Source organism: Chryseobacterium piscicola (assembly GCF_900156685.1).
GTDB lineage: Bacteria > Bacteroidota > Bacteroidia > Flavobacteriales > Weeksellaceae > Chryseobacterium > Chryseobacterium piscicola.
In genome coordinates, this window is sequence record NZ_FTOJ01000003.1 from 119,370 (window position 1) to 144,221 (window position 24,852).

The following is a 24,852-nucleotide window of genomic DNA, read 5'->3' on the forward strand; positions in this document are numbered from 1 at the left end:
AAAAACTATTTTCTATTACTGTTGTTTTCTCGTGGAACAAGACTTAATCTCCCTGTATAAACCTAATTGATTACTATATTTCTCGTTCTTACTGTATGTGCAGAAAAATAACCTAAAGCTCCATTACTAATATTACTCGGAGGATTGGCTGGAGTAACTCCGCCTCCCGGACCGCCACCAGAAAGTTGTAATAAAGCAGCATAAAATAAATAAACTTTATCATCTATGCATTGCATTTCTACATGAACGGTATCTCCCACCACCACTTTTATATTATCTGGCTCATCGCCATTGTCATTTGGTAATATTAAAGGTCTTTGGTTGGGCAATCCGTTGTTAACATTATCAGAAAATTCAGAGAAATATTTTTTGGGATTGTTATTAATCGTGTAAGTGAAAAGATAACGATTTCCTAATGTCTGTGGATCTGTAAAAACAGGTAAAAGTGTATAACTGGTTTCGCCACCTACTACAAATGAGTCTTGCTCCAAATTATCAAAAGAAACCGCTTCAGGCATTTTACTTGTTGAAGTATATTGTTTCCCTTCTGCTTGAATTTTTAGAGTATAGGTTCTCCCAGATTGGCCAATAAAAGTTGAAGTTTTATATCTTCCGTTTCCTACGTATTGTAATGTTTCGGTTTGTCCGGTATTATCGCTCAAAACTACTTGTGCATTCTCAATGGATGGATATTGATTGGCTTGGGTAAAAGCGACCGTTTTTGTTATTTTAACGTAATAAGGACCAGCTTGATCTGTAATGTTGGCTTCTATCACTATGTTTCCACTTTGATCTTCCAAATCAAGGTTGATTTCTTTTTCGCAAGAAATCACTAAAAACAGGGATAATATAATTGAAAATATATTTTTCATAGTTAGCTATATTAAAATTTGAAGTTATAAGTAATATTCGGAACCCAACGGAAGAGTGAAGTTTGCATCGCTCTGGTTGTTCCTGGATTATTTGGGTTATCTTCAAATGTAATTGTGTATGCATTTTGCCTTCCGTAAACATTGTAAACTCCAAAAGACCAAGAACCTTTAAAACGCTTACTAGACGTTGGTTCATACGTTGCACTCACATCCATTCTGTGGTACGCTGGCATTCTATCAGCATTTCTGTTGCTGTATTGAAAAACAGTTTCTCCGTTCAATTCATATTTTCCTGTTGGGAAAGTGACCGCATTCCCAGTACTATAAAGGAATAATCCTGAAAAAGACCACTGTGGATTCAGCTGATAAGTAGCTACTACAGATAGGTCGTGTGTTTTATCTTGTCTTGCGTCATACCATTCATTATCGTTGATTCCGTTGATTTTTCTTTCGGTTTTTGATAAGGTGTAAGAAATCCAACCGGTTAGTTTTCCGCTTTTCTTTTTAGCAATTAATTCTAAACCGTAAGCTCTTCCTTTTCCGAATAATAATTCGCTTTCAACATCTGCAGCAGTATCGAATGAAATTTGCGCTCCGTTTTTATAATCAATTTGATTCTGCATTGATTTGTAGTATATCTCAGCATTCACTTCATAATTATTATTGTTGAAATTTCGGCTGTAGCCGGCACTTATTTGGTCTGCAATTTCAGGTTTCACAGTGTAGCTGCTTCCAATCCATTGGTCGGTTGGGTTTCCGCTTCCGCTATTGCTTAATAAATGTAAGTTTTGTGTGTTTCTAGAATAGCCACCTTTCACGCTGCTGACTTCATTGATTCTGTAATTTGCAGTGATTCGCGGTTCAAGATTAACGTAGGTTTTCCCGAATTTCCCTTTTTCCAAAAATTCAGAACCGATGATAGTTCCGTTTTCATAAGTGTTAAAAGTGTCGCCACCCAAAACACTGAACATTGCTAATCTCGCTCCATAATTAATCGTTAGTTTTTCTGTCGCTTTGAAATCGTCATTAATGTACAAAGCATTCTCCCAAGAATATCTAGGATTTCTCGGGAAACTGCTTACGCTGGTTCCGGATGCACTACTAGGTGTAATCGTGTGGTATATAGACTGTAAACCAAATTTCACAGAATGCTTATTTCCTGCAAACCAAGAGAAATCTTGTTTCAAATTCCAGTCTTCAATTGTAGAATCTAATCCGAAAGTATTATTGTTACTGCTTAAACTTACATTGTAATTGTAATTGCTGTAAATGAATGAGGTGTTGGAGAATAATTTACTGCTGATAATACTATTCCAACGCAACGTTGCTGTGGTGTTTCCCCAATCTGTGGAAAAAGTATCGCCCAAGCCTAAAACATCTCTTCCAAAATATCCAGATAAATACAAACGGTTGTTTTCATTAATTTGATAATTGGCTTTTAAATTTAAATCATAGAAATACAGCTTGCTATCTTTAAAATCATCCGTTGCCTTTAAAAATACATCTGCATACGTTCTTCTTCCCGAAACAATAAATGAAGATTTTTCTTTTTGAATAGGTCCTTCAACGCTTAATCTACTGCTGATTAAACCAATTCCGCCATTCACGTTATAATCTTTGTTGTTGCCGTCTTTCATTTTTACATCCAAAACAGACGAAAGTCTACCGCCATATTGTGCCGGACTGTTTCCTTTGATGATACTCACATCTTTTAGCGCATCACTATTAAATGTACTGAAAAAACCAAGCAAATGTGAAGCATTGTAAACTGCAGCTTCATCTAATAAAATCAAGTTTTGGTCTATTGCACCACCTCTCACAGAAAAACCACTGCTTCCTTCACCATTGCTTTTAATTCCGGGCAAAAGTTGAATGGTTTTCATCACATCTTTTTCACCAAACAAAACTGGCAGTTTGTCTATTTGTTTAATACTCAATGTTTCGGTTCCCATTTGCGCAGAAGAAAGATTTTTGTCTTTTTTTGCTGCAACAATCACCACTTCATCAATATTAGAAGTCTTTTCTTCACTTTGTTGCTCTAGCTGAATGTTTTGTTTTAGATCATTTTCAACGATTATATTTTGCTGAAAATCTTTAAAACCAGGATTAGAAATAATAACAGTGTAAGAGCCTTTTGGAAGCGAAAGCGAATAAAAACCATATTCATTGGCAACAACTGATATTGATGGGTTTTCAGCAATTTTTACGATTACTCCAATGAGCAATTCACCATTTTTTTGATCTTTTATAGTACCGCTTACGGAAAAATTTTCTTGTGAAAATACGGCTGTACTGAAACAAATTGCTGCTATAGAGGTAGCAATTTTCAACGAAGATATATGCATGCAAATAATTTACGCAGTAAAGATATTGAATTTAAATTTCAGTAAGGGGTGATATCATCGTATTTAACTTAAATTTAAAAAGAAAAAAATAATTTCAATAATCAATACTCTAGCTTTCTATTTCTACAGATATATTATTATGATTTTTTTTGAAAATTAAATCTAAAATTAAGTTTGTATTCATAATTTTATTTTTATTACTAATGCTTTCTGCAGTTTTTGTAAACAACTTACTATTCACCTAGATACTCACTTTTTATTTGTATCGTAATGATATTTTTTTAATATCGTATAAACACAAAAAAGCCTTTAAATATCACTATTTAAAGGCTTTTGGTGTTTTTTATTTTCTCTACCAGCGGAGAGAGAGGGATTCGAACCCCCGGACCTGTTACAGTCAATAGTTTTCAAGACTATCGCAATCGACCACTCTGCCATCTCTCCCTAAAACTCAGATAGTATCTTTGTTTTCAGTGGTGCAAAAATATAAAGTTTTTTTGTATTGGCAAAGAAAAATTTAATAATTATTTTTATTAAAAAATTAAACTAAAGGTAATGAGTGATTTAAAGTAGTTGAGATTTCCTCAATTGCTTCTTTATAATTCATTGGATCGGCTATTTTTTGATATATTGGTTCTAAACGTCGAGTGATCTCTATTTTATAAATATGCTTACAAAATTAGCCGATGTTTGAAAATAAATTTAGTAGCCGAAAAAGAAAATTCTCAAAAAAAAATTGGAACTGTTTTTTTAAAACTGATTTAAATAGTTTTTAATAGTCTCCATAACGCCAAAACTGTCATTAGAACAAGCTTCAAATTTTGCAGCTTCTTTTACTGATGGATGTGCGTTTTTCATGGCGAATGAATAATGTGCATTTTTAAGCATTTCAATATCATTAAAATAGTCTCCGAATGCCATGGTTTGCTCGGGAAGAATATTAAGAGATTTTTGAAGTTTCTCAATGGCAATACCTTTGTTGGTGTGTTTGTTCATAATGTCTAGCCAGTTTTTGCCAGAAACTACAACTACAAGGTCTTCGTTTTCAAATTTTTTCAAAGAAGGATATAGAAAATCTTCAGAACTTAGAGGATGATAAACTGCAATTTTAAATACAGAATCTTCTACAGGTTTGGTAAGGTCTTCTTTTTTTTGATTTTTTATATAATATTTGCTGAAATAATCTATAAAATCCTGATCACTACTTTCGTAATAAGAACTGTTTTTCGCACTCAAAACAGCTCTTGCATTAGGAATTTGTCTTATGGTTTTTATAATTTCTACAATGGCAGTTTGATGAAGCTTATCAGCGAAAATTTCTTTATTCTGGTATACTATGTAACCTCCGTTTTCAGCAATGAAACCTATTTCATTTTCAATTTCTCCGAAGTATTTTGTTATTCCAGACATTTGCCTACCACTTGCAGGAACGAATATGATTTTTCTTTTTTTTAGTTCTTTATAAATTTGTGGGAAATCTGGGCTTACCTCGTATTTAGAATTCAGAAAAGTACCGTCCATATCTGTTACAATCAGCTTTATATCCTTCATTTTTCTTTTTTTTTTTGACTTTTTTTTGATGCTTTTAAGATGCACAAATGTAGGTCTTTCTAAATGATTCAGTTTTAAGCAAAGATTAATGATTCGGAGGTCACATTAGTTTATTTTTTAGATAATGAAATCTTTACATAAAAGTAATTTTTGGATTGAAAATTGGATAATCCGAAAAAAAATATTCTATCTTTCGTAAGCTTTTGTATATTTTGCTTTTAAAACCTTTTATTAATATGTAGCTGCTCGGCTGTTGTGTCGAATGATAGATGGTCTCAAATGATTATGATTTTTAGGATGCGATTTATTTGATGAGTTTTGTATTGTTTTTTTTGTAAATCTTTGGATCAAACTTATAATATCTTGCTGCACGATGTGCTACGTTGGTCTCAATCTCATCCAGCTGAATGATATAATTGAATGAAGATATTTTTTTGTGAAAATTCTTAATATCGATATATTTTTCACTAATTGCACTGTATAGCTGATATAGCTGTCTGATGGTAAATTTTTTTGGTAAAAGTTCAAAAATTATAGAGAAATCAGATTCTATCCATTTTCTGATTTCGATTAAAGATTCATTAATAATTTGATTATGATCAAAAGGCAAGTCTGGAACTTTATCTATTGGGAACCAATCTACAGTTTCATATTTACTGCAGTTTATTTTTCTATTAATTTTACATAATGAGAGATAAGCCACTGTAATAATTCTGTCGATATGATGGTTATATTCTTCAGCCATCCACTGCACATCTTTTTTATTGGCTCTTTTGGGATCTGCAAAACATTTAAACTGTTTCAAGACCATTTTTTTTATCCCTGTAAGCTCAGTAAGCACGCGTTGTGCAGCATCGTCTACGTCTTCGTTGTTCATGATGAGACTTCCTGGGAGTTTTCTCTGTTTTTCTTCGGGAATATTTTCAAAATGCCTCTGTACCAAGAGAATGTTGAGTCTGTTTTCGTTGTCAAAACCAAAGACAACGCAATCTATAGAAACGTAGGTGTGTATAAAATTTGAAATCATGGTTGGATGTTAGCAGTTTCGTAATATCACAAATATAAATATTCAAAAGGATTAAAAAAAATTAATTTGAATTTACGTTCTGTTAATCAATGTTTTAAGTTCAGATTGTATATAATATTAATTGCTTTTAATTTATGATAAGCTTATGGTTTAAAAGAGGATGCTTTTTCAGTTGTATAATCTCATTTATAACTACTTAGAAGTATAATTTTTACTTAATAATATTGTTGAGATTTTGTTTTGAAATATGATATTATATACATTTTAATTCATTTTTAACTGAAATGTATTTATTCTTGAAATAGATTATTTTTTTGTTAAAACTATGTATTAGTTTATAAAAAATATTTTGATTTTTTATCTGAATTGCTTATTTTGAATTTTGATTCAATGAATTATAAAAAAAGTAGCGTTATGTGAAGCGCAATATTTTTTTTAAACAAAAAAAACTGTCTCCAAAGAGACAGTTTATATTTTAGCTAAAAAATTTTTCTAAAGCATTTTTAGATTATTCACTTCCAATTCTGTAAGAATTCTCCAGTGGCCTCTTTTGATGTTTTTCTTGGTTAATCCCGCAAACATTACTCTATCCAACGCTTCTACTTCATATCCTAATCTTTGGAAAATCCTTCTGATAACACGATTCCAGCCAATATGAATCTCTATTCCTACTTCATTTCTTGGTTTACCTTCGATAAATGAAATTTGATCTACCTCTGCAATACCTTCATCCAAACGAATACCTTCTGCAATAAGTTTTAGGTCTTCGTTCGTTAGCTTTTTATCTAAAGTTACATGATAAATTTTCTTGGCATCAAAAGAAGGATGTGTAAGTTTTTTCGTCATGTGACCATCATTTGTCAAAAGAATAACTCCGGTTGTTGAACGATCTAATCTTCCGACTGGGAAAACTCTGTATGGCGAAGCATTAGCAACCAAATCCATTACTGTTTTTCTAGCTTTGTCATCTTTAGTAGTAGAAATATATCCTTTTGGTTTATTCAAAAGTACATAAACTGGCTTTTCTGGAGTAATATTTTGCCCGTCAAATACCACTTTATCAGATTTTTGAACTTGGTAACCCATTTCGTTTACCACCTTTCCGTTTACTTCCACCAAACCTTGAGTAATTAACTCATCAGCCTCTCTCCTGCTGCAAATTCCAGAATTAGCGATATACTTATTAAGACGAATGGTGTCTTTATGTACATCTTGCTCTACTTTTTTGAATCTTCTTTGCTGAACGAAAGATCTTGCTTTATCTCTATCTTCATCAGTTCTTTCTGCACCTGGCCTTCTTCCATATTTCAGGCTGCCTCTTTCATATTTATCTCTGGTGTCAGAGCTTTTAGGTCTGCTACCTCCTCTGCTGTTAGTTGCTGATTTTCCGAAAGCCTTTTTATCTTCACTTGAGCTGGTAATAAAAGGTTCTTGTTCAGTTTTTGAAAATTTCTTGTCTATTCGGGCTTGGTAACTGTTGTCGCCATTTCTCCTAGAATCTGAATTTCTTTCACCTGCTTTCGGAAAAGACTTTTTAAAGGAGTCTGATCCTGAATTTCCTGATTTTGAAGCACGAGGACTGTCTGAATTTCTTGTTGAAGATCTAGGTTTTTTAGGTCTCCCCGAACTATTATTGTCTCTGCTCATTCTAAATATTTTTGCAAAGATAGTAATTTAGTTACGAGTTAGAAATTAAGAATCATAACTTTGTAACTTTGTACAGCTTTAAATTATCAAAAAATTATATGATGATTACTTTATTAGACGAAAATTTCTCGCAAATCAATCAATTTTTAAGTGAAAAATCATTCAGTAAAATTTTTATTTTAGTAGATGAAAATACTCACGAATATTGTCTTCCTATACTTTTGGGAAATTTAGAAACAGAAATTAGTTTTGAAATTTTGGAAGTGGAACCTGGTGAAGAGATGAAAAACATTCAGACTGCCAATCATTTATGGGAAATTTTAACAGAGATGCAAGCCGATAGAAAAGCCTTGATCATCAATCTTGGTGGCGGAGTTATCACAGATATGGGCGGTTTTGTAGCTTCTACCTATAAAAGAGGAATTCAGTTTATTAATATTCCTACTACTCTTCTTTCTATGTGTGACGCTTCTATTGGTGGAAAAACAGGAATTGATTTGATGCATTACAAAAATATGGTGGGAACATTTTCTTTCCCTGAACAAATTTATGTGTATACAAAATTTTTAGATACGCTTCCGGCGAATGAATTGAAAAGCGGATTTGCAGAAATGCTAAAACATGGTTTGATTGCCGATAAAAAACACTGGGAAGATTTAATTCAATTAAACGATGTAGATGTGTTGGGTGTAGAATCTTTCATTGCAAAGTCTATGGAGATAAAGCAGGAAGTTGTAAATGCCGATTTTCATGAGAAAAATGTGAGAAAAACTTTAAATTTCGGCCATACAATTGGTCATGCCATCGAAAGTCTATGTCTTCAGAACCAAAACCCCATCCTTCACGGTGAAGCGGTTGCACTGGGAATGATCTGCGAAAGCCATCTTTCTTACCTCGAAAGTTTGATTTCTAAAGAAGATTCAGATTTAATTGTAGAAAATATTCAGAGATATTTCAGTTTTATCAACTTAAGTGATTTTAAGGATGAAGAAATTTTCAACCTATTATTAAATGATAAGAAAAATACAGATGAAAAGATCAACTTTTCTTTGCTTTCCGGAATAGGTTCTTGTGTCTTTGATCATGAATGTAATACTGATAATATTAAAAAATCATTGGATTTTTATAAAGAACTTAGTGGATTTTGATTTTGAAAATAATAGAAATACATGATTAAAATCATGTGCAGCTTTTGATGATATGTCAATTGTTATTGTTGCAATTATTTGGTTTTTAGTTAGATATATTCGAGGCTATTCACAAATGTGAGTAGCTTTAATTTTTTAGGAAACATCAAATATTAATTTTTGGCAAAGTATTTGGAAGACTCCACACGTCTTATTAAAAAAAGACAATCAAAATTTAAAATAAGAATAAGTAAAATATTAAAAATTTAAAGTTATGAAAAAGTTAATTTTAGGACTAGCGGTTACAGCAAGTTCATTAGCATTCGCTCAAACAACAACAACAAAATCAATGTCTTCATCAGATGTAAGATTTGGTATCAAAGGTGGTATGAACGTGTCTTCTTTATCGAAAGATGGTACATTAGAAGATCAAGGATCTAAAATTGGTTTTAATGCTGGTTTATTTGCAACGATTCCGGTAGCAGAATCTTTCAGCATTCAGCCAGAGGTTTTATATACACAATATGGTGATAAATATGATTATAGAGCACCAATTTCAAACGATAGAATCTCATATGCAAGACAATTAGATTATGTAGCTGTACCTGTGATGTTCCAGTACAATTTTATTCCAAATTTTTATGTAGAAGCTGGTCCTGAATTCGGACTTTTAGTGAGTGCTAAAAATAAATTGAAAAACGAGTCTAATAATGATCCTTTAAATACAACTGGAAATTATAAAGACGATTTGAATACCTTTAATTTAGGTATTGGTCTTGGTGCTGGTTATTATTTCACAGATAATATTGGTATTACAGCGAGATATACAGCTGGTGTAACTGATGTTGCTAAAGACAGACCAAATGGTTCTGATGCTGTAAGAAACAACAACTTTGCAGTTGGTTTAGCTTACAAATTCTAATAAGAAAAAATCTTAGTTTCAATAAAAAAGGTCAGGTTTTCATTACGAAACCTGACCTTTTTATTTTATTTCAAGAAAAAAATTAATTGAATAATTCAATCTCCTCTCCTTTTGCTACTGGATATTCTTCTGTGAAGCATCCAAAACAATGGTTGGAAGAACCTAAAATTACTTTTAAATTTTCTGTACTTAAGAATTCTAAAGAATCTACTCCCAGATAATCTCTTAATTCTTCGGTCGACATATTTGCAGAAATCAAATCGTCTTTCGAAGGCGTATCAATTCCCAAATAACATGGTGCAATAATGGGCGGAGAAACACTTCTGAAATGAATTTCTTTAACACCTGCTTCTTTCAGAATTTTAACCAATCTCTTAGAAGTCGTACCACGAACGATGGAATCGTCAATAATTACTACTCTTTTACCTTTGATTTCAGAAATAATTGGGTTTAGTTTCAAATTCACTACCCTTTCTCTCATTTCCTGAGTCGGAACGATGAAACTTCTACCAATGTATCTGTTTTTAATCAAAACCGGGCGGAAAGGTATTCCGGAGGCTTTAGAAAAACCAATTGCAGCAGGAACTCCCGAATCTGGAACTCCAATCACAATATCAGCTTCTACAGGAGCCTGTTCCCATATTTTTTCACCAGATTTTTCTCTGATTTCGTAAACGTTGATGTTTTCTAAAGTAGAGTCCGGTCTTGCAAAATAAATGTATTCAAACGAACAGATTCTTTGTTTTCCTCTTTCTTCATTCACCATGTAAGAATTCAATTTTCCAGGTTCGTTTTCATTGGTATAAATGATTTCTCCAGGAAGAATGTCTCTTACATATTGAGCTCCAACAGCGTCTAATGCTACCGATTCTGAAGCTACAACATACGTTTTTTCGTCTATAGCACCTAAAACCAAAGGTCTTATACCGTTGAAATCTCTGAATGCAAAGAATTTGTTTCTCGTCATTCCGACCACAGAATAGGCACCTTCAATTTTCTCCATTGTTGCTTTAATAGCACCACGAAGACCTAAATCAAGATTTTTTTGAATTAATCTTAAAATAACCTCAGAATCTGAAGTGGCTCTGAAAACAACGCCTTCAGCTTCCAATTCTGTTTTTAATTCTCTCGCGTTGGTTAAATTACCATTGTGAGCGATAGAAAGTATAATCTGGTCATATTCGTTTTTGGCAAAAAATGGCTGAAAATTATATTTCTTTTTGTCTCCTGCAGTTGTGTAACGGGTATGACCGATTGCAGAATTTCCCATAAAAGTTTCCGGTTCCTGGATCTCTTTATAAACATCCAAAACCAAACCTTCATCTTTCATATTTGTGATTTTCCCTTCCTTAAGAACAGAAATACCACAAGCTTCTTGGCCTCTGTGCTGTAAAGCAAAAAGCCCGAACTGTGAAAGAGAAAACGTATCGAGATCATTATCAGAATACATCCCGAAGATACCGCACTCCTCATTCGGAGCGTCTAGTCTTTCTTCTTCCTGCGTTCTGAAAAGATTTCTGCCGTAAGTTTCAGTTTCAAACTGTTTTAAATATTCACTTTTATGAATGTCTAAACTTTTCATTTCTATTTTTTCTAAATTAGAAGTTAGATATTAGATGTTAGAGATTAGTCTAAGTTAACTTCAATTATAATTTTAAACTTGTCTTTAATGAGTAAATCATTTTCTGTATCTCAGTTAAAAGTTCTTTTAGAGGCAGGATTTTAGTTTCAGAAATAAAATTTAAGTCAATTAATAATTGTAATTGAGTTTGTAATTCATGTGTTGATCCAAACGCAATCCCAAGAAATTGATAAAATTCATTCTTAATTATTTCTTGCTGCTTCTTCTGCGATATTTGAAGGGATTGAAACAGTACATCTTCTGATTTGAGAAAGTAAACCAAATTTTTCTTCGACTGGAAGGTTCTGCAGTAACCAAATAAACTTCTTTTAATAAGGCCATTGACTTACTCTAAACTTTCAAATCTTCAATTCGATGTGATTTCATACTAACTTCTAATATCTAGCTTCTAACTTCTAAACTTTATTTATTAAGTAAAGTTTTCAGTCTGTTGTAGATCTCCACGTAAGCTTCAGTTACTTCACCTAGATCTCTTCTGAATCTGTCTTTATCTAGTTTTTTCATCGTATCCTTGTCCCAAAGTCTGCAAGTATCAGGAGAAATTTCGTCAGCAAGAATGATTTCTCCAGTCGAAGTTTTTCCTAATTCAATTTTGAAATCCACTAAAATGATATTCATTTTATCAAAAAGATCGATTAGGATTTGATTGATTTCTGCAGTTAGTGCATACATTTCATTAAGCTCTTCATAAGTTGCTGCACCCAAGAAAACGGCATGGTGATCGTTGATAAGCGGATCTCCTAATTCATCTTTTTTGTAGCAAATATCGAAGATTGTTACGGGAGATTTAATCCCCTCTTCAACACCTAATCTCTGAGCCATGCTTCCTGCAGAATAGTTTCTTACCACCATTTCCAAAGGAATAATTGATACTTTTTTTACCAATTGCTCTCTTTCGTCTATTTGTTTGATGAAATGAGTTTTAATTCCTTTTTCATTTAAATATTCAAAAATAAGGGTAGTGATGGCATTGTTCATTTCGCCTTTCAAATCTACAGATCCTCTTTTTTGAGCATTAAATGCTGTTGCATCGTCTTTGAAACGTACTACAACTTCTTCAGGATTTTCGGTTGCAAATACTTGTTTTGCTTTCCCTTCGTACAACATTTCTAGCTTTTGACTCATAATTTTTTTACTTTTTTTTTACTTTAGAAAACCTTGAATCAAAGGTTTTCGATTATGGTTAGATTTATATTACTTTATTATTTAATTAAAATTCCGGTTAAAACAGCTAATCCAAAACTTAGTAATGTACCTATTAATACATATTCTGTGAGTTTGCGCTGTTTTGCTTGTGCCAAATCACTGAATCTGAAAACTGATTTTGCTGCCACCATAAAACCTACGCCTTCCCAATGATTTACCATAATAAATGTGAAAACCAAAAGACGTTCTAAAATCCCGATATATTTTCCAGCGTTTGATAAAGATTCTGTTTGTAGACTTCCTGCCTGTTCATTTACAGGAGTCCACGATGACAATATTAGTTTAATAAAAATGGAAGCCGGCGAGGTTAAAAATAAAGTAGCCATCAAAATTTTCAAAAAATCTTTATTTTTCAGAAAATTAAATTCAAATTCATTAAAATAAAGAGAAACCCCTCCGATTACTGCTATATGAAGAATCTGATCGATGAAAAACCATTTTTTTGTTGTCTGTATATTTTGAAAACTTAGCTTGCAAACGTCAATAATAAAATGGGTGATTCCTACCAAAACAGCTACCCACCAAAGCTCAAGATTCCAAAGAAAAATAAAACTTAAAACAGTGTGTATCAAAACGTGAAGGTACAAATATTTACTCTTCAGTTTTTTGTTTTCTTTATCTGCAACCCAAGAATTTGGCTGAAGAATAAAATCTCCGAGTAAATGCGCCAATATGAGTTGAATAAAAATCATCTTATAATTCTGAAATTTTCTTTTTGAAGTAGTGGTTGGTCTCTACGATAAGATCGTAGTTGGCACGTTTCAGTCTTTGGCTGATAGAAGATTGTGAAATGGTAAATTTTTTGGCAAGATCTTCTTGTGTATTGTCTTGGTTCATAATCATCTCGTGAATGATTTCTGAAGTCGCCATCGTCCAGCTGTCAAAATCTTTTGATGACCATTTTAATAAAATATTTAAATCTCGGTCTAAAGAATCATTTGAAGTTTTGATGGATACGGTATGTCCGTCACTTTTCAGATCATTTAATAATCTTCCGGAATTTACGTAAGCTGTTCCGTTGGATTCAGTAATTTTTTCTGAAGAAAAATTTTCTTCTCCAATGCCAATGGCTATTCTTACATCTAAATTTTCCTGACTTTTAATAAGTGATTTTATGGCTAAGAAACGCCAGAAGACATCATCTATACTGCATTTTATCTGAAACTCATCGCCTCGATAAATTTCCCATGTGTGTGGGCTACTCCCCCATTTTGCAAGGAGATTTTTTAGTTTGGTGATCCAAACTTCAGTATCTGCGTGTTGAGAATTAATAATATCACCAGTGATGACCGCTATCATTTTGCAAATATAAGCATTATTACTTATAAATAAAAAATATAAGCAAAAAACCTTATAATGATTGATTATTAGCTTTTTTGCTTATATAGTATTTTTGTTAAAATTAAATTAATCTGCTCCCGGAAAATGATAGGATTCGTTCTTATTATCACTATTATCAATATTGATATTTAAAGCAAGGTAAAGGAAATGTATATTTTTGTTGCCAGAAGCTTCAAATTCTCTTTGCCAAAGATAACCGCCCAGCATTCCGAAATTTTCATCAATTTGATAACCAAATCCTCCGTAAACTCTGTTTCTTGCGAAAGTGGGTTTGTTTGGGCTAACAAGAAAAATCTCATCGTATACGTTGGCAAATACAGTTCCGGGTTTTACTGATTTTGCATTGAGGGGAAGTGTAACATTGAGCCTGTAGCGATATCTCATTCTTTTAGAGTTGATATCTTTAATAGGATCATGAAACCAGCTTTTTTCTACACGGAAACGGTTTTCAAACTTCACAACCCCTTTTTTAAAATCGATTACATCCTGCAGCCAAACCCTAAATTCTTCACGGCTGATGGTGTGATTTTTGTAAGTTGCATATCTTCCCAATCCCACAAAAGGTTTGTGTGCTTTGGTTAAATTGTAGCCTAAACCTCCCTTTATTTCGTAATAATCGGGGTAAGAATACTCCTCAATTCCACGCATTTGCGTTTCTGCGTACAGGAAAAATTTAGGATGAAATTTATACGTCAACGTTATTGCATTAAAACTGGAAATATGTTCCTGTGCATTGGCAAAACCTAAACCTAAAATCAATCCCAGACCGACAAAGAATCTCATCTAAAAAATTTTTGCAAAATTAGATTAATTAACATTTTGTTCATATTAAATTTACATTAACAATTATTTGAAATTAATCTGATATGTAAAACCTAAATGAAACCACCTTTCCGGCATCGGTATACCGAAGGTTTCTGTATATTTTGTATTGGTGATGTTATTAATTAAAATGTAAACTGAAAGATTATTTTTTGTAAAGCTTAGTTTTTCATCTAAAAGCTGGTAGCTCCCAAAATTCAGCCTTTCATTATAACGGTAAACCAATTCGTTTGCAAAATATTTCAAGAAACGGTTCTGAAGTTTTCCTACAAACTGATGCTTCAGATTATCTAGGCTGTACCTTGCCAAAAGTGATTCAGAATTGACTAATTTATTTTCCAGAAAAGTATAGCCCACGGTATACCTAAGCCAATCTGTCACTTTGTGATCAAGCTCTAGTTCAATACCTTTTACGGTATTATCACCCACGTTTTTTGCATACCATACGGGATCTGTGAGACTTATTTTTGTCCAGTCTATAGCGTTGTTGGCATCTCTCACGAATCCGCTGGCTTTCGCTAAAATGTTTTTAGTCTGATACTGATAACCGATTTCTGCATACAAAGCATTTTCAGGTAAAAGATTCATATTTCCCTTCTCGGTTTTGCTTACATAGTACAAATCTGTAAACGTAGGAACTCTATGAACTCTGGCAATATTTCCATAAACTTTGCTGTTTTCAAGAAAAGTATATCCCACATCAATTCCCGGATAAAAAAAGTTTCCGTCTGTGGAGTAATTCGCCCATGAAGCCCCCGGACTGATGTTTAATTTCTTATCAAAAAATGAAAAATGATGTTCAAAAAATACTTGCGTAACAAATCTTTCACGATGTCCTAGATTATTACTTGCCAGAAATTCTTTTCTCAATTCCACACCCAAGCCTGTAGTTCCTAAAGCAGAATTATAGCTTGTATTCACTTCACCACCCACATTGTTTCCGATGTGCATATTTCGGTAAATCTCTGGTTTGGCACGGTTGAAAAGATACATATCTTGCCCTCTTCTCCAGTACACATTAGAGTTGAGTTTGAATTTTCCAAAAGTTTGCTGATGTGCTAAACTTACGATGGAAGCTTGTAATTCTTCATACTGCTCAGTCGCGGCCGGAGAAGAATAAAATCCGTTCGCTCCAAATTTTTTCTCGGAAATTCCGGCTTGAAGTCTGAAGCTTCCATTTTTTATTTTAAGCTGATTTTGATAATATGCATTTCGGATTTCGTAATCTGTATTGTAACGGTAACCCTGTGAAGAATTACTGTTTACTTGTAATAGATTTGAGAATTTTTCATTTCCAAAATTGGCATTCAATCCCATTCCGTATGTTTCATAATCACCCGCTTCAGCATTTATTTTCACCCGCTTTCCAGGTTCTGCTTTTGTGATAATATTAATGGCTCCTGCGTAAGCATTTTGTCCAAAACGTCTTGCAGCAGGACCTTTGATTACTTCAATTCTCTCCACGTCATCCAAATCAACAGGGATATTCAGAGAATTGTGTCCTGTTTGTGAGTCATTCATCCTGATTCCGTTGATGAGAATCAGCATCTGCTCAAAAGATCCACCTCTGAAACTCACGTCACTCTGCACTCCGTTGGCTCCACGCCTTCTGACGTCCATTCCAGGAACGAGCTGAAGGATTTCGTCAATGCTTTTTGCTGGCGATGCAAGAATGTCAGCTTTTGTAATTATCGAAATGTTTTGATTAGCAGATTTATAAGGAGTTGAAATAAATTTTCCTTGAATTTGTACAGAATCGATATCTGCCGTTTTTTCCTGAGCCGAAACGGAGAAAAATACTGCAACAGTGGAAATAGCAACCAGTTTTCTGATCATAGTCTATATAGTTTAGTTTGAAGCTTTCAAAATTAGCAGTCTTCCTTCAGACAAAAAAATGATACTTGTCACTTTTTTAACATCAAAAAAAATCTATGGACATAAGAAATTATTTTAGCCAAATTTCATTAATTTCCAATGGATTGTCATGTTTTTTCATCCAATCCCAATATTGACTGTTTTTCCTCGAATAATATTCTTTGTCAATCTTAAGTTCTTGATTTTCAAAGGTTGTTATTGAAGTTAAGTTACGATTATTATTCAACTGCCTTATATACATTGATGGATCTGCTATGAAGTCTTTCCTAATTTTATGAAGCTCGTTAATATCTACATCAATTGATTTCGGAATAAAAATTTTATTACTAGTATTTTTTTGTAAAGAAATCATTGTGTAATGGTATTCATCATCTAAAGAAAAAATTTCCAAAATTAATCCTGGTAATCCACTAAATTTATATGGACCATCAGAGATAGGAATTTCATTTGTGTACCAAGCTATCCATTTTCGTTGACCAAAATTCATGCTTGCTTTATAGCAATTATAACCTAAGATTATTTTTTCATCGTTTAAAAGACTCCATTCTTCAACTGGTTTTGAGTAACTTATTTTAAAATATTTTTCTGATATTGAATTATATTGAAAAAATAGTTGAGAAGAAAAATTTTTATATATCAAATCAAAAAAATTTCTTCTTTGGTTGAGGCTTACGCTTTTTAATATCTTTTCATTAAAATCACCTATACCTTCAATATCAAAATTCTCTCTGTTTTGAAAAAGCGACTCTTTTGTTTGGGTATTGATTATCAAAATCATTTCCTCTTTTTTCTTTAAAGAATCACTTTTAGAAAAACGACCATTTACTTCATAAACTATACTCAAATTTTGGCTTAAGCTTTTTGTGAATATTGATAGAAAAATTACAGCAAAATACTTCATTATTTTTCCCATTCAAATTTTATTTCTAATCCATCTCTCTTTTGTTCTGTCATTTTATTGCTAGGATCGTTCTTTAACATCTCTTTCATTCTTTCGGATAAACCAAATCTTATTTTTGGATAGTTTTTGTAGTCAATTGCACTTGCTTTCATTTCATCAGTAAAGGGATTTGTAATTTCTTCATCTGTAGTTTTTAAATCAGTCAAATTCCAAAAAATCATTTTTCTATCGTCATAAATTTCATAAACTAAGCCTGGAACATTATTGAATTTCCAAGGCGCAAGACATATCTTTGAGTTAGCATCATACCAAATTGTATAGATTCTACCTCTAAACTCCGCAGTAGCACTATTTAAAGTTAAATTATTAATTTTTTTTCTTAAACTTCTTTTCTTCCATTTAATTTTAGGGATTTTATCTTTTAAGATATATTCTTTTTTCTCAATTACATCTTTTATCAAAGAAATGCTGTCATTGGCAGAATATAAAATATATGTTGATATAATTTTGCTTCTTACCGCTGGGATGCCTTGAATATATGGGTTAATTATTTTTGTATTATCATCATTTATTCCATAAAAAATTTTGAAAAGTTTATTTTTTTTAATATTATTATAATATACTTCAGATTTAAAAGTATAAGACTTGTTTGAATCGAAGTTTTTATATACGTGCTCATAAGTAGCTTCTATGGTTTGAGAATAATGATAAATTGATGTTAAAATTAATAATGTTGAAATTGTTTTTTTTACAGACATAATTTTCTAATTTTTTTAAAAAAATAGACTATTCACTCTTCGGTAAACAGCCTATCTTCAGTTATATTTAATGAGATATTCAAAAGAATATTACCATCCTTCTAATTCTGCCAATGCTAAAATCACATCTCGAATCGCCCAACATTGCTCTGGTGTTTCAGTTCAGAATTGATGATAAAATACTTGACTAGAAGTACCATTATGATTATCTCTGAATATCTGTACTGTACACGTACCCATTATAAAAACTGTTTTACTAATGTAATTTTCAGATTTACTAATGTTTTCAGACTTGCTTATCTTTTCAGACTTTACAATTTTGTTGGTTTCACTTACTGGTTTAGCACTCGCCAATCCCGCAACTCCTAGAGCTGCCAATAAAATTAATTTTTTCATGTTAATAAATTTTTTATTTGTTATTTATTCAACACTAAATTAAAATTAAAATTAAAATTATAATAAGCAAAATTATTTTCTTTTTTTTTATAAATTATCCATAAATCATTTTCCTTACAACTTATCCTCTAAAAAATGTTTTAAATTTACAAGTCAGAATTTCGTATTTTTGTCGGTCATAATTTTACTATGAAATTATTATCTTCTTTGTTATTTGTAATAGGTGTTTTTGTAAAATCTCAATTTCCCTATCCTAACGTATCGATTCCAGATCCGTTATCTAAAATTGATTTTGATGACGAAAAAGAAACAATATATTCCGCAGAATCTATTATTACTAAAAATAAAAAACTAAAAGAATTTTCGAAAAAAGGAACGTTTTTAGGACAAACCAAAACTGAGATTAAAAAACTGGATATTTCAGGAAATATTATATACACACTATATTCTACAGAATTACCTGCAGATTACAGACAGGCTCCGTTATCATCAGCTTTGGTTGATATCCCTGAAAACAAAAAAACCGAGTATAAAACCGTATTGATCAATGATAAAATAGTTTCATTCTATTCGGAAAATTCTGGTAAAATAGGCACGAAAACTGATGTATCTTATAATAGCAATAATCAAATAATAAAAACTGAAAATAAAGATGAGACTAACGAATATTTTTATGAAAATGAGCTTCTAACTAGAATTTCATCAAAAGAAAAAAGCTTTAATCGTCAGTCATTTTTCACTTATGATTCTAATGGGAAACTTATTTCTATAAATTCAGAAAACACATTTATTAATGGGCAAAAAATGTTACGAAGCAATACTTTTGAATATAATGATGCCGGAAATTTGATTTTAAATTCAGAAAATAGCAGTATGCATGGTATTAATGAGAAGAAATATGTGTATCAAAACAATAAAATTATCAAATACACTCACTTAATCGCCAATAAGGTTTGGGATGAAAGATTGTATGAATATAATATTGATAAATCAATAAAGAAAATAACAAAAACTAAAATAGACTCCGGAATTATCACTATATCATACAAATATGCAAACAAGACTTTAATAGAAAAGAGTATTGGAAGTGATAAAGAAGAAAAAATATTCAGTACATTATATTTTTATGATGATCAGGAAAGATTAACAAAGGTCGATCACAAACAAAATAATGTTATTAATCCATTATTCACAATTACTCATAGTAAAAACAAAATTACCCAAACAGGATTAGGTTACGAATCTGTTTATACATTTTACGAATAAAAATTATGGCTGCAACTACAGAAATCGATATAAAAAAACAACTTTTCGTTAAAAATGCTCACTTGAACAACTTGAAGCATATAGACGTTCTGATTCCTAAAAACAAGCTCATCGTGATTACAGGTGTCTCGGGAAGCGGAAAATCTTCATTGGCTTTCGATACCATTTATGCCGAAGGACAGAGGAGATACGTGGAAAGCTTAAGTTCTTATGCCCGTCAGTTTTTAGGTAAACTCGAAAAACCAAAAATTGATGATATTAAAGGGCTTGCACCTTCCATTGCGATTCAGCAAAAGGTAATTTCGTCTAATCCGAGATCTACAGTGGGAACTTCTACCGAGATTTATGATTATATGAAGCTCCTTTTTGCCAGAATAGGAAAAACTTTTTCACCAGTTTCTGGCTTGGAAGTGAAAAAAGATTCAGTTTCTGATGTGATTGATTATATAAAATCTGCAAAAAAAGAAACTGCATTCTTACTAACTGCTCCTTTAAATTTTGATGCAGAAAATTTTAAAGAAACTTTAAATGTTTTAAAACTGGCGGGTTTTACAAGACTCGAAATCAACGGAAACGTTGCAGGAATAGAAGATTTGGAAAGCTTCGGATTTACTCCAGAAAAAGATATGCTGATTAATTTGGTCATCGACCGTTTTTCTTACGAAGAAGACGAAAGTTTTCTCCAGAGACTGGCAGATTCTATTCAAATGGCGTTTTATGAAGGAAGAGGATATTGTTCTTTAAAAAATATAGAGTCCGAAAAAATACAAGAATTTTCGAATAAATTTGAGCTAGACGGGATTGAATTTGTAGAGCCTAATGTTCATTTTTTTAGTTTTAATAATCCTTTCGGAGCTTGCCCTACCTGCGAAGGATACGGAAAAGTAATCGGAATTGATGAAGATTTGGTTATCCCCAACAAAGCGTTATCTCTTTTTGAAGACGCAGTAGCATCCTGGAAAGGAGAAAGTATGAGCGAATGGAAAAAAGATTTCATCAAAAAAGCCGGCGACTTCCCTATTCATAAACCATATCATCAATTAACAAAAGATCAGAAAAATTTTCTTTGGAAAGGCGACGGGAAAAGTACTTTTCCATCTTTGAATAATTTCTTCAAAATGTTGGAAGAAAATTTGTACAAAATTCAGTACAGAGTGATGTTGTCCCGTTACCGAGGCAAAACCCTTTGCCCAACCTGTGAAGGTTTGCGTTTGCGCGAAGAAACTACGTGGGTGAAAATAGATGGCCACAATATACAGTCGATGATTGAACTTCCTTTGGATGAGCTTTTTCCTCTTATTGAAAGTTTAAAACTATCTGATCACGATAAAGAAATTGCGAAAAGACTTTTATACGAAATTACAACCAGAATTGCATTTTTATTAAAAGTTGGTTTAGGGTATTTAACTTTAAACAGAACTTCCAACACGCTTTCCGGAGGCGAAAGCCAGAGAATAAATTTAGCCACAAGTTTGGGTAGTTCTCTTGTAGGGTCAATTTATATTTTAGATGAACCATCCATAGGGCTTCACTCTAGAGATACAGAAAACCTGATTGGAGTTTTGAAAAACCTGCGCGACCTCGGGAATACTGTGATTGTTGTAGAACACGATGAAGATGTGATGAAAGCTGCAGATTATATCATCGATATTGGCCCGGAAGCGGGATATTTGGGCGGCGAACTGGTTTTTGCAGGCGATTATAAAGAATTAAAAGATGCCGATACTTTAACTTCAAAATACCTTACGGGAAGATTGGAAATTGAAGTTCCGAAAAAGAGAAGAAAAGCGAAAGAATTTATCCATATAAAAGGAGCAAGACAAAATAATCTTAAAAATATTGATGTAGATATTCCTCTTGAGAATCTTGTAGTAATCACGGGAGTTTCGGGTAGCGGAAAATCTACTTTGATGAAAGAAATTCTTACGAATGACGTGCAGATACAGCTTGGGATGGGCGGTAAAAAAGGAGATTATGATTCAGTTGAATTTCCTTTAAAAATGATTAAAAATATTGAGTTAATCGACCAGAATCCTATCGGGAAATCTTCAAGATCAAACCCCGTAACTTATCTAAAAGCTTACGACGATATCAGAGATCTTTTTGCCAAGCAGAAAATGTCTAAAATGATGGGCTATAAACCAAAGCATTTTTCTTTCAACGTTGATGGCGGAAGATGTGATGAGTGTAAAGGCGAAGGTGTAATCAATGTTTCGATGCAGTTTATGGCTGATATAGAATTGGAATGTGAAACCTGTAAAGGAACCCGTTTTAAAAACGAAATTCTGGAAGTAAGATATGATGAAAAAAATATTTCAGATATTTTGCACATGACTGTTGATGAGTCACTTGAATTTTTCAGAGAAAATAAAGAAGATAAAATTGTGACGAAACTTACCCCGCTACAGGATGTTGGTTTGGGGTATCTTCAACTCGGGCAAAGTTCTTCTACCCTTTCTGGCGGGGAAGCACAAAGGGTAAAACTTGCTTCTTTCCTAGTGAGAGGTGTTACGAATGATAAAACCTTATTTATTTTTGATGAACCGTCTACCGGATTGCATTTTCACGATATTCAAAAATTATTGAAGTCATTGCAGGCATTGATTGATCTTGGACATTCTGTAATTGTTATTGAGCATCAGCCGGATATTATAAAATGTGCTGATTATATTGTAGACATAGGTCCCGATGCCGGAAAATATGGTGGCGAAGTGGTTTTCACAGGTACACCTGAAGAATTGGCAAAAAATAAAAAATCACATACGGCGAAATATGTCGCAGAAAAGTTGGTTTAAAAAATAGAAACTTTACGAATTTTGAAAATTTGAAAGGTTTTTTTTCCTGTTAGGAAAAAAAACACCTACCGTTCCACGCACAGCTCCATTAGAAATTAATTGGATAACAAAATAGGAAGCAATTTTTGCTTCCTATTTTTATTTTACTGTTATTTTAAAAACCTTCATCTGTTCGGCTTTTTCAGAAAATACTTCCAAAAGATAATTTCCTACAGAAAGTTTTCCCTTCATTTGTATAAAATTGATTTTCTCTTTTTCCAAATTTTGTGTGGCAATTAATCTTCCAGACCAATCTGAAATTTTTATAGAAGCTTTTTGTTTTTGGAGAATATCTCCTTTTATGTAGAAATTTCCGTCATTGGGATTGTCATACAGCTGAATATCTATTTGTGATAGAACTTCGGATGTTGATAGAGGGTTTTTTAAATCAAATTTTCCGATATAGCCAAAAGATTGTTGTATTGCCGGATTTAGCATATAAGGGAAAGCTCCGTTTTCTGTACCGATTCCTGTAGGTGAGCCTGTTGTACCGTAAAGTATAAATGAGCCGTCATTTAAAAATCGGGGTGTTATGTATTCTCCCCAAAAGCTAGTGCCCGGACCGCCATAATATGAGCACCATTTTCTTGCTCCACTGGCGTCAAATTCTGCAAAATACATATTCGACCAATTGGTTGAAGTATTTGGTATTGTATTTAGAAAAGCTAGTGGTGTAGAAATGTTGTCTGTGGCACCATATTGATTTCCTGTAATTAATATTTTATTATCAAAAACAGAAAGATTACTGAAAGCGAGGCTTGTATCATAGCCGTTTGTTCCAAAGTAAGTACTCCACAAGCGATTTCCGGTAAAACCAAATTTGCTTAAAAAAAGATCGCTGTCACCTGTTAACTGAGGCTTAAAAGCTCCAGAAGTTGCAAAATAGGTTGGGTTGCTCTGGTCCATATTTTCACCCGAAACGTAGACTCCGGTAGAACTTACTTCAATTCCATAAATTCCTGCTCCACTGTATAAACCCGATGAAAAAGGAGTTCCGTAAAATGTACCCCAATCTTTTTGACCTGTATTGGCATTTATTTTTATAATTAAATTTTGTGCGCTAGCTAATGGCTGAAAAGTTCCGGCATCTGTGTAAGTTCCCGGCATATTTTGCTCATAATCTGTAACTGCGTACATAGAACCATCATACAGTTCATAATCTATAATCAAAGGTGAGTAGGTTGCCCAAAGCTTTTGCCCAGAACTATTGAGCTTTACAATATAACTGTTGGATAACTGCATATTTGCAGTTTGATAATCTATAAAATTTTCCACAAAAACACCTGGCGTTGTAAGCCCGGGAATATCAGCTTTGGTGTCGGAAACCAAATAAATATTAGAATCTTCATCAAATCGCAGTATAACACCTCTTGCTGAAGTTGTATTGGGCAAGTAAGTCGTCCAAAGAAGTATTCCTGATGGTGTATACTTAGAAAGTGTAACGGTAATGTTTGAAGGTAAATTTTGATTTTGAGTAAGCCATACACCGGAAGTTGAAAGATTATTTATAATGCCGCTATAGGCTTTTAATATGTATTTGTTGTTATTATGATCAATACCTCTTAGAATCTCAAAATTGTGAATTGTTCCGCTATCTATACCTTTATATCCTCCCCATATCATTGGTGCATTTGCACTGTAAACAGAATGATACAAATTGGGAGAAACCGATAAATCACAGTTGTTTCCTCCCAAAACATACTGATCGTAATAGCTGTTTTGATAGCCACTTACCAAATAGGCAGTAGAGTTTGTATAAATATTGTTTTGAGAATCATGGAAGACGTTTGTTCCTACTTTATACTCATCGAAAAGAAGATTTCCAGTTCCGCCAACGTAGGTACCCCAAGTTCTTTGGTATGTAAAAGTTGTCTGAGAAAAAGCTGAATTAAATAATAAAATAATTAAGGATAAGCTAATAATATTTTTCATACTTTTATTTTGATTATTGATTTGCAAGAAGTTTGAAGACTCTTATCCGATTTCCTTTTTCAGAAACTGTTTCTACAATATAATTTCAGGCAGCAAGTAGTCTTTTCAATCGAATATTTTTTTTCTTTTCTAAATTTTAAGAAGCTATTAATCTTGCAGACATATCTATTACTCTTTTTTTGCATTTTGCTTTTCGAGAACAAATCATTTACGATAAAAATTTCCGTTATGGGGATTGTTGTACAACTGAATATCTAATTGATCTGTTACTTCAAAAGTAAATATCTAGTTGTAAACCATTTCTGTACTGATTTTATTCATTGAGGTGAGTTCTGTAACCACCAACATAAGTTTTCCAAGTTTTAATATGCTGGAGAAGAGTTTGAGA

Annotated in this window: 21 protein-coding genes and 1 tRNA gene; 4 read left to right on the plus strand and 18 right to left on the minus strand. The window is 32.6% G+C overall.

Annotated elements, in window-relative coordinates; all coding sequences use genetic code 11:
• Positions 1-62: 62 nt before the first annotated feature.
• The 6 genes from BW939_RS06605 to BW939_RS06630 form a co-directional block, all read right to left on the minus strand.
• On the minus strand, positions 63-872 hold the full coding sequence (locus tag BW939_RS06605; protein WP_076451040.1) for a DUF4249 domain-containing protein: 810 nt from the start codon (positions 870-872) through the stop codon (positions 63-65).
• A gap of 11 nt (positions 873-883) precedes the next feature.
• Complete coding sequence (locus tag BW939_RS06610) at positions 884-3,217, minus strand: TonB-dependent receptor (protein WP_076451042.1); 2,334 nt, start codon at positions 3,215-3,217, stop codon at positions 884-886.
• A 359-nt stretch (positions 3,218-3,576) separates the two neighbouring features.
• Positions 3,577-3,661: transfer RNA gene (locus tag BW939_RS06615), tRNA-Ser, on the minus strand.
• Positions 3,662-3,967: 306 nt separating this feature from the next.
• Entirely contained in the window at positions 3,968-4,768 is an 801-nt protein-coding gene (locus BW939_RS06620) for a Cof-type HAD-IIB family hydrolase (protein ID WP_076451394.1), read from the minus strand.
• A 304-nt stretch (positions 4,769-5,072) separates the two neighbouring features.
• Positions 5,073-5,795, minus strand: a complete 723-nt coding sequence (locus BW939_RS06625) for an NUDIX hydrolase (RefSeq protein WP_076451044.1) — start codon at positions 5,793-5,795, stop codon at positions 5,073-5,075.
• Between the two features lie 492 nt (positions 5,796-6,287).
• Complete coding sequence (locus tag BW939_RS06630; protein WP_228417146.1) at positions 6,288-7,442, minus strand: pseudouridine synthase; 1,155 nt, start codon at positions 7,440-7,442, stop codon at positions 6,288-6,290.
• 101 nt (positions 7,443-7,543) lie between these two features.
• On the opposite strand from BW939_RS06630, the gene aroB reads away from it, so the two are divergent.
• Both aroB and BW939_RS06640 read left to right on the plus strand, forming a co-directional pair.
• Positions 7,544-8,590 carry a 3-dehydroquinate synthase gene (gene aroB, locus BW939_RS06635; RefSeq protein WP_076451398.1) on the plus strand — a complete coding sequence of 349 codons (1,047 nt, stop codon included), beginning with the start codon at positions 7,544-7,546 and terminating at the stop codon, positions 8,588-8,590.
• A gap of 253 nt (positions 8,591-8,843) precedes the next feature.
• The gene (locus BW939_RS06640) at positions 8,844-9,491 is read left to right on the plus strand and encodes a porin family protein (protein WP_076451046.1); all 648 of its coding nucleotides are present in this window, start codon (positions 8,844-8,846) and stop codon (positions 9,489-9,491) included.
• A gap of 82 nt (positions 9,492-9,573) precedes the next feature.
• Here the strand turns inward: BW939_RS06640 and purF are convergent, their stop codons facing one another.
• The 11 genes from purF to BW939_RS06690 form a co-directional block, all read right to left on the minus strand.
• The gene (gene purF / locus BW939_RS06645) at positions 9,574-11,073 is read right to left on the minus strand and encodes an amidophosphoribosyltransferase (protein WP_076451048.1); all 1,500 of its coding nucleotides are present in this window, start codon (positions 11,071-11,073) and stop codon (positions 9,574-9,576) included.
• A 64-nt stretch (positions 11,074-11,137) separates the two neighbouring features.
• Positions 11,138-11,365 carry a four helix bundle protein gene (locus BW939_RS06650; protein ID WP_394333833.1) on the minus strand — a complete coding sequence of 76 codons (228 nt, stop codon included), beginning with the start codon at positions 11,363-11,365 and terminating at the stop codon, positions 11,138-11,140.
• Entirely contained in the window at positions 11,316-11,432 is a 117-nt protein-coding gene (locus tag BW939_RS16165) for a four helix bundle protein (protein ID WP_394333834.1), read from the minus strand. The genes BW939_RS06650 and BW939_RS16165 overlap by 50 nt, the downstream gene beginning before the upstream one ends.
• Positions 11,433-11,535: 103 nt before the next feature.
• Complete coding sequence (gene purC / locus BW939_RS06655) at positions 11,536-12,258, minus strand: phosphoribosylaminoimidazolesuccinocarboxamide synthase (RefSeq protein ID WP_076451050.1); 723 nt, start codon at positions 12,256-12,258, stop codon at positions 11,536-11,538.
• Between the two features lie 77 nt (positions 12,259-12,335).
• A complete protein-coding gene (locus BW939_RS06660) occupies positions 12,336-13,031 on the minus strand; it encodes a DUF3307 domain-containing protein (protein ID WP_076451052.1) in 696 nt (231 codons plus the stop codon).
• Between the two features lies 1 nt (position 13,032).
• Positions 13,033-13,638, minus strand: coding sequence for a SatD family protein (locus tag BW939_RS06665; protein ID WP_076451054.1), 606 nt, complete (start codon positions 13,636-13,638; stop codon positions 13,033-13,035).
• Between the two features lie 108 nt (positions 13,639-13,746).
• Entirely contained in the window at positions 13,747-14,463 is a 717-nt protein-coding gene (locus BW939_RS06670; protein WP_076451056.1) for a DUF2490 domain-containing protein, read from the minus strand.
• A gap of 63 nt (positions 14,464-14,526) precedes the next feature.
• The gene (locus tag BW939_RS06675) at positions 14,527-16,338 is read right to left on the minus strand and encodes a TonB-dependent receptor plug domain-containing protein (protein WP_076451058.1); all 1,812 of its coding nucleotides are present in this window, start codon (positions 16,336-16,338) and stop codon (positions 14,527-14,529) included.
• 109 nt (positions 16,339-16,447) lie between these two features.
• A complete protein-coding gene (locus BW939_RS06680; RefSeq protein WP_084566614.1) occupies positions 16,448-17,290 on the minus strand; it encodes a GLPGLI family protein in 843 nt (280 codons plus the stop codon).
• Positions 17,278-18,036 (minus strand): GLPGLI family protein, encoded by a 759-nt coding sequence (locus BW939_RS06685; protein ID WP_076451062.1) that lies wholly within the window; start codon positions 18,034-18,036, stop codon positions 17,278-17,280. Before BW939_RS06685 ends, BW939_RS06680 begins: the two co-directional genes overlap by 13 nt.
• Positions 18,037-18,198: 162 nt before the next feature.
• On the minus strand, positions 18,199-18,432 hold the full coding sequence (locus tag BW939_RS06690; RefSeq protein WP_076451064.1) for a hypothetical protein: 234 nt from the start codon (positions 18,430-18,432) through the stop codon (positions 18,199-18,201).
• A 189-nt stretch (positions 18,433-18,621) separates the two neighbouring features.
• Here BW939_RS06690 and BW939_RS06695 point away from each other — a divergent pair, with 189 nt between their 5' ends.
• Both BW939_RS06695 and uvrA read left to right on the plus strand, forming a co-directional pair.
• Positions 18,622-19,698, plus strand: coding sequence for a hypothetical protein (locus tag BW939_RS06695; protein ID WP_076451066.1), 1,077 nt, complete (start codon positions 18,622-18,624; stop codon positions 19,696-19,698).
• A 5-nt stretch (positions 19,699-19,703) separates the two neighbouring features.
• Positions 19,704-22,493 carry an excinuclease ABC subunit UvrA gene (gene uvrA, locus BW939_RS06700; protein ID WP_076451068.1) on the plus strand — a complete coding sequence of 930 codons (2,790 nt, stop codon included), beginning with the start codon at positions 19,704-19,706 and terminating at the stop codon, positions 22,491-22,493.
• 138 nt (positions 22,494-22,631) lie between these two features.
• Here the strand turns inward: uvrA and BW939_RS06705 are convergent, their stop codons facing one another.
• A complete protein-coding gene (locus BW939_RS06705) occupies positions 22,632-24,464 on the minus strand; it encodes a T9SS type A sorting domain-containing protein (protein ID WP_076451070.1) in 1,833 nt (610 codons plus the stop codon).
• Positions 24,465-24,852 lie beyond the last annotated feature (388 nt).

Bases quoted from the DNA above. Each gene is read 5' to 3' on its own strand.
- purF (WP_076451048.1), bottom strand. From the start codon at position 11,073: ATGAAAAGTTTAGACATTCATAAAAGTGAATATTTAAAACAGTTTGAA.
- BW939_RS06620 (WP_076451394.1), bottom strand. From the start codon at position 4,768: ATGAAGGATATAAAGCTGATTGTAACAGATATGGACGGTACTTTTCTG.
- BW939_RS06690 (WP_076451064.1), bottom strand. From the start codon at position 18,432: ATGAAAAAATTAATTTTATTGGCAGCTCTAGGAGTTGCGGGATTGGCG.
- BW939_RS06670 (WP_076451056.1), bottom strand. From the start codon at position 14,463: ATGAGATTCTTTGTCGGTCTGGGATTGATTTTAGGTTTAGGTTTTGCC.
- purC (WP_076451050.1), bottom strand. From the start codon at position 12,258: ATGAGTCAAAAGCTAGAAATGTTGTACGAAGGGAAAGCAAAACAAGTA.
- BW939_RS06695 (WP_076451066.1), top strand. From the start codon at position 18,622: ATGAAATTATTATCTTCTTTGTTATTTGTAATAGGTGTTTTTGTAAAA.
- BW939_RS06660 (WP_076451052.1), bottom strand. From the start codon at position 13,031: ATGATTTTTATTCAACTCATATTGGCGCATTTACTCGGAGATTTTATT.
- BW939_RS06610 (WP_076451042.1), bottom strand. From the start codon at position 3,217: ATGCATATATCTTCGTTGAAAATTGCTACCTCTATAGCAGCAATTTGT.
- BW939_RS06705 (WP_076451070.1), bottom strand. From the start codon at position 24,464: ATGAAAAATATTATTAGCTTATCCTTAATTATTTTATTATTTAATTCA.
- BW939_RS06630 (WP_228417146.1), bottom strand. From the start codon at position 7,442: ATGAGCAGAGACAATAATAGTTCGGGGAGACCTAAAAAACCTAGATCT.
- aroB (WP_076451398.1), top strand. From the start codon at position 7,544: ATGATTACTTTATTAGACGAAAATTTCTCGCAAATCAATCAATTTTTA.
- BW939_RS06625 (WP_076451044.1), bottom strand. From the start codon at position 5,795: ATGATTTCAAATTTTATACACACCTACGTTTCTATAGATTGCGTTGTC.
- BW939_RS06685 (WP_076451062.1), bottom strand. From the start codon at position 18,036: ATGTCTGTAAAAAAAACAATTTCAACATTATTAATTTTAACATCAATT.
- BW939_RS06640 (WP_076451046.1), top strand. From the start codon at position 8,844: ATGAAAAAGTTAATTTTAGGACTAGCGGTTACAGCAAGTTCATTAGCA.
- BW939_RS06680 (WP_084566614.1), bottom strand. From the start codon at position 17,290: ATGGGAAAAATAATGAAGTATTTTGCTGTAATTTTTCTATCAATATTC.
- uvrA (WP_076451068.1), top strand. From the start codon at position 19,704: ATGGCTGCAACTACAGAAATCGATATAAAAAAACAACTTTTCGTTAAA.
- BW939_RS06675 (WP_076451058.1), bottom strand. From the start codon at position 16,338: ATGATCAGAAAACTGGTTGCTATTTCCACTGTTGCAGTATTTTTCTCC.
- BW939_RS06605 (WP_076451040.1), bottom strand. From the start codon at position 872: ATGAAAAATATATTTTCAATTATATTATCCCTGTTTTTAGTGATTTCT.
- BW939_RS06665 (WP_076451054.1), bottom strand. From the start codon at position 13,638: ATGATAGCGGTCATCACTGGTGATATTATTAATTCTCAACACGCAGAT.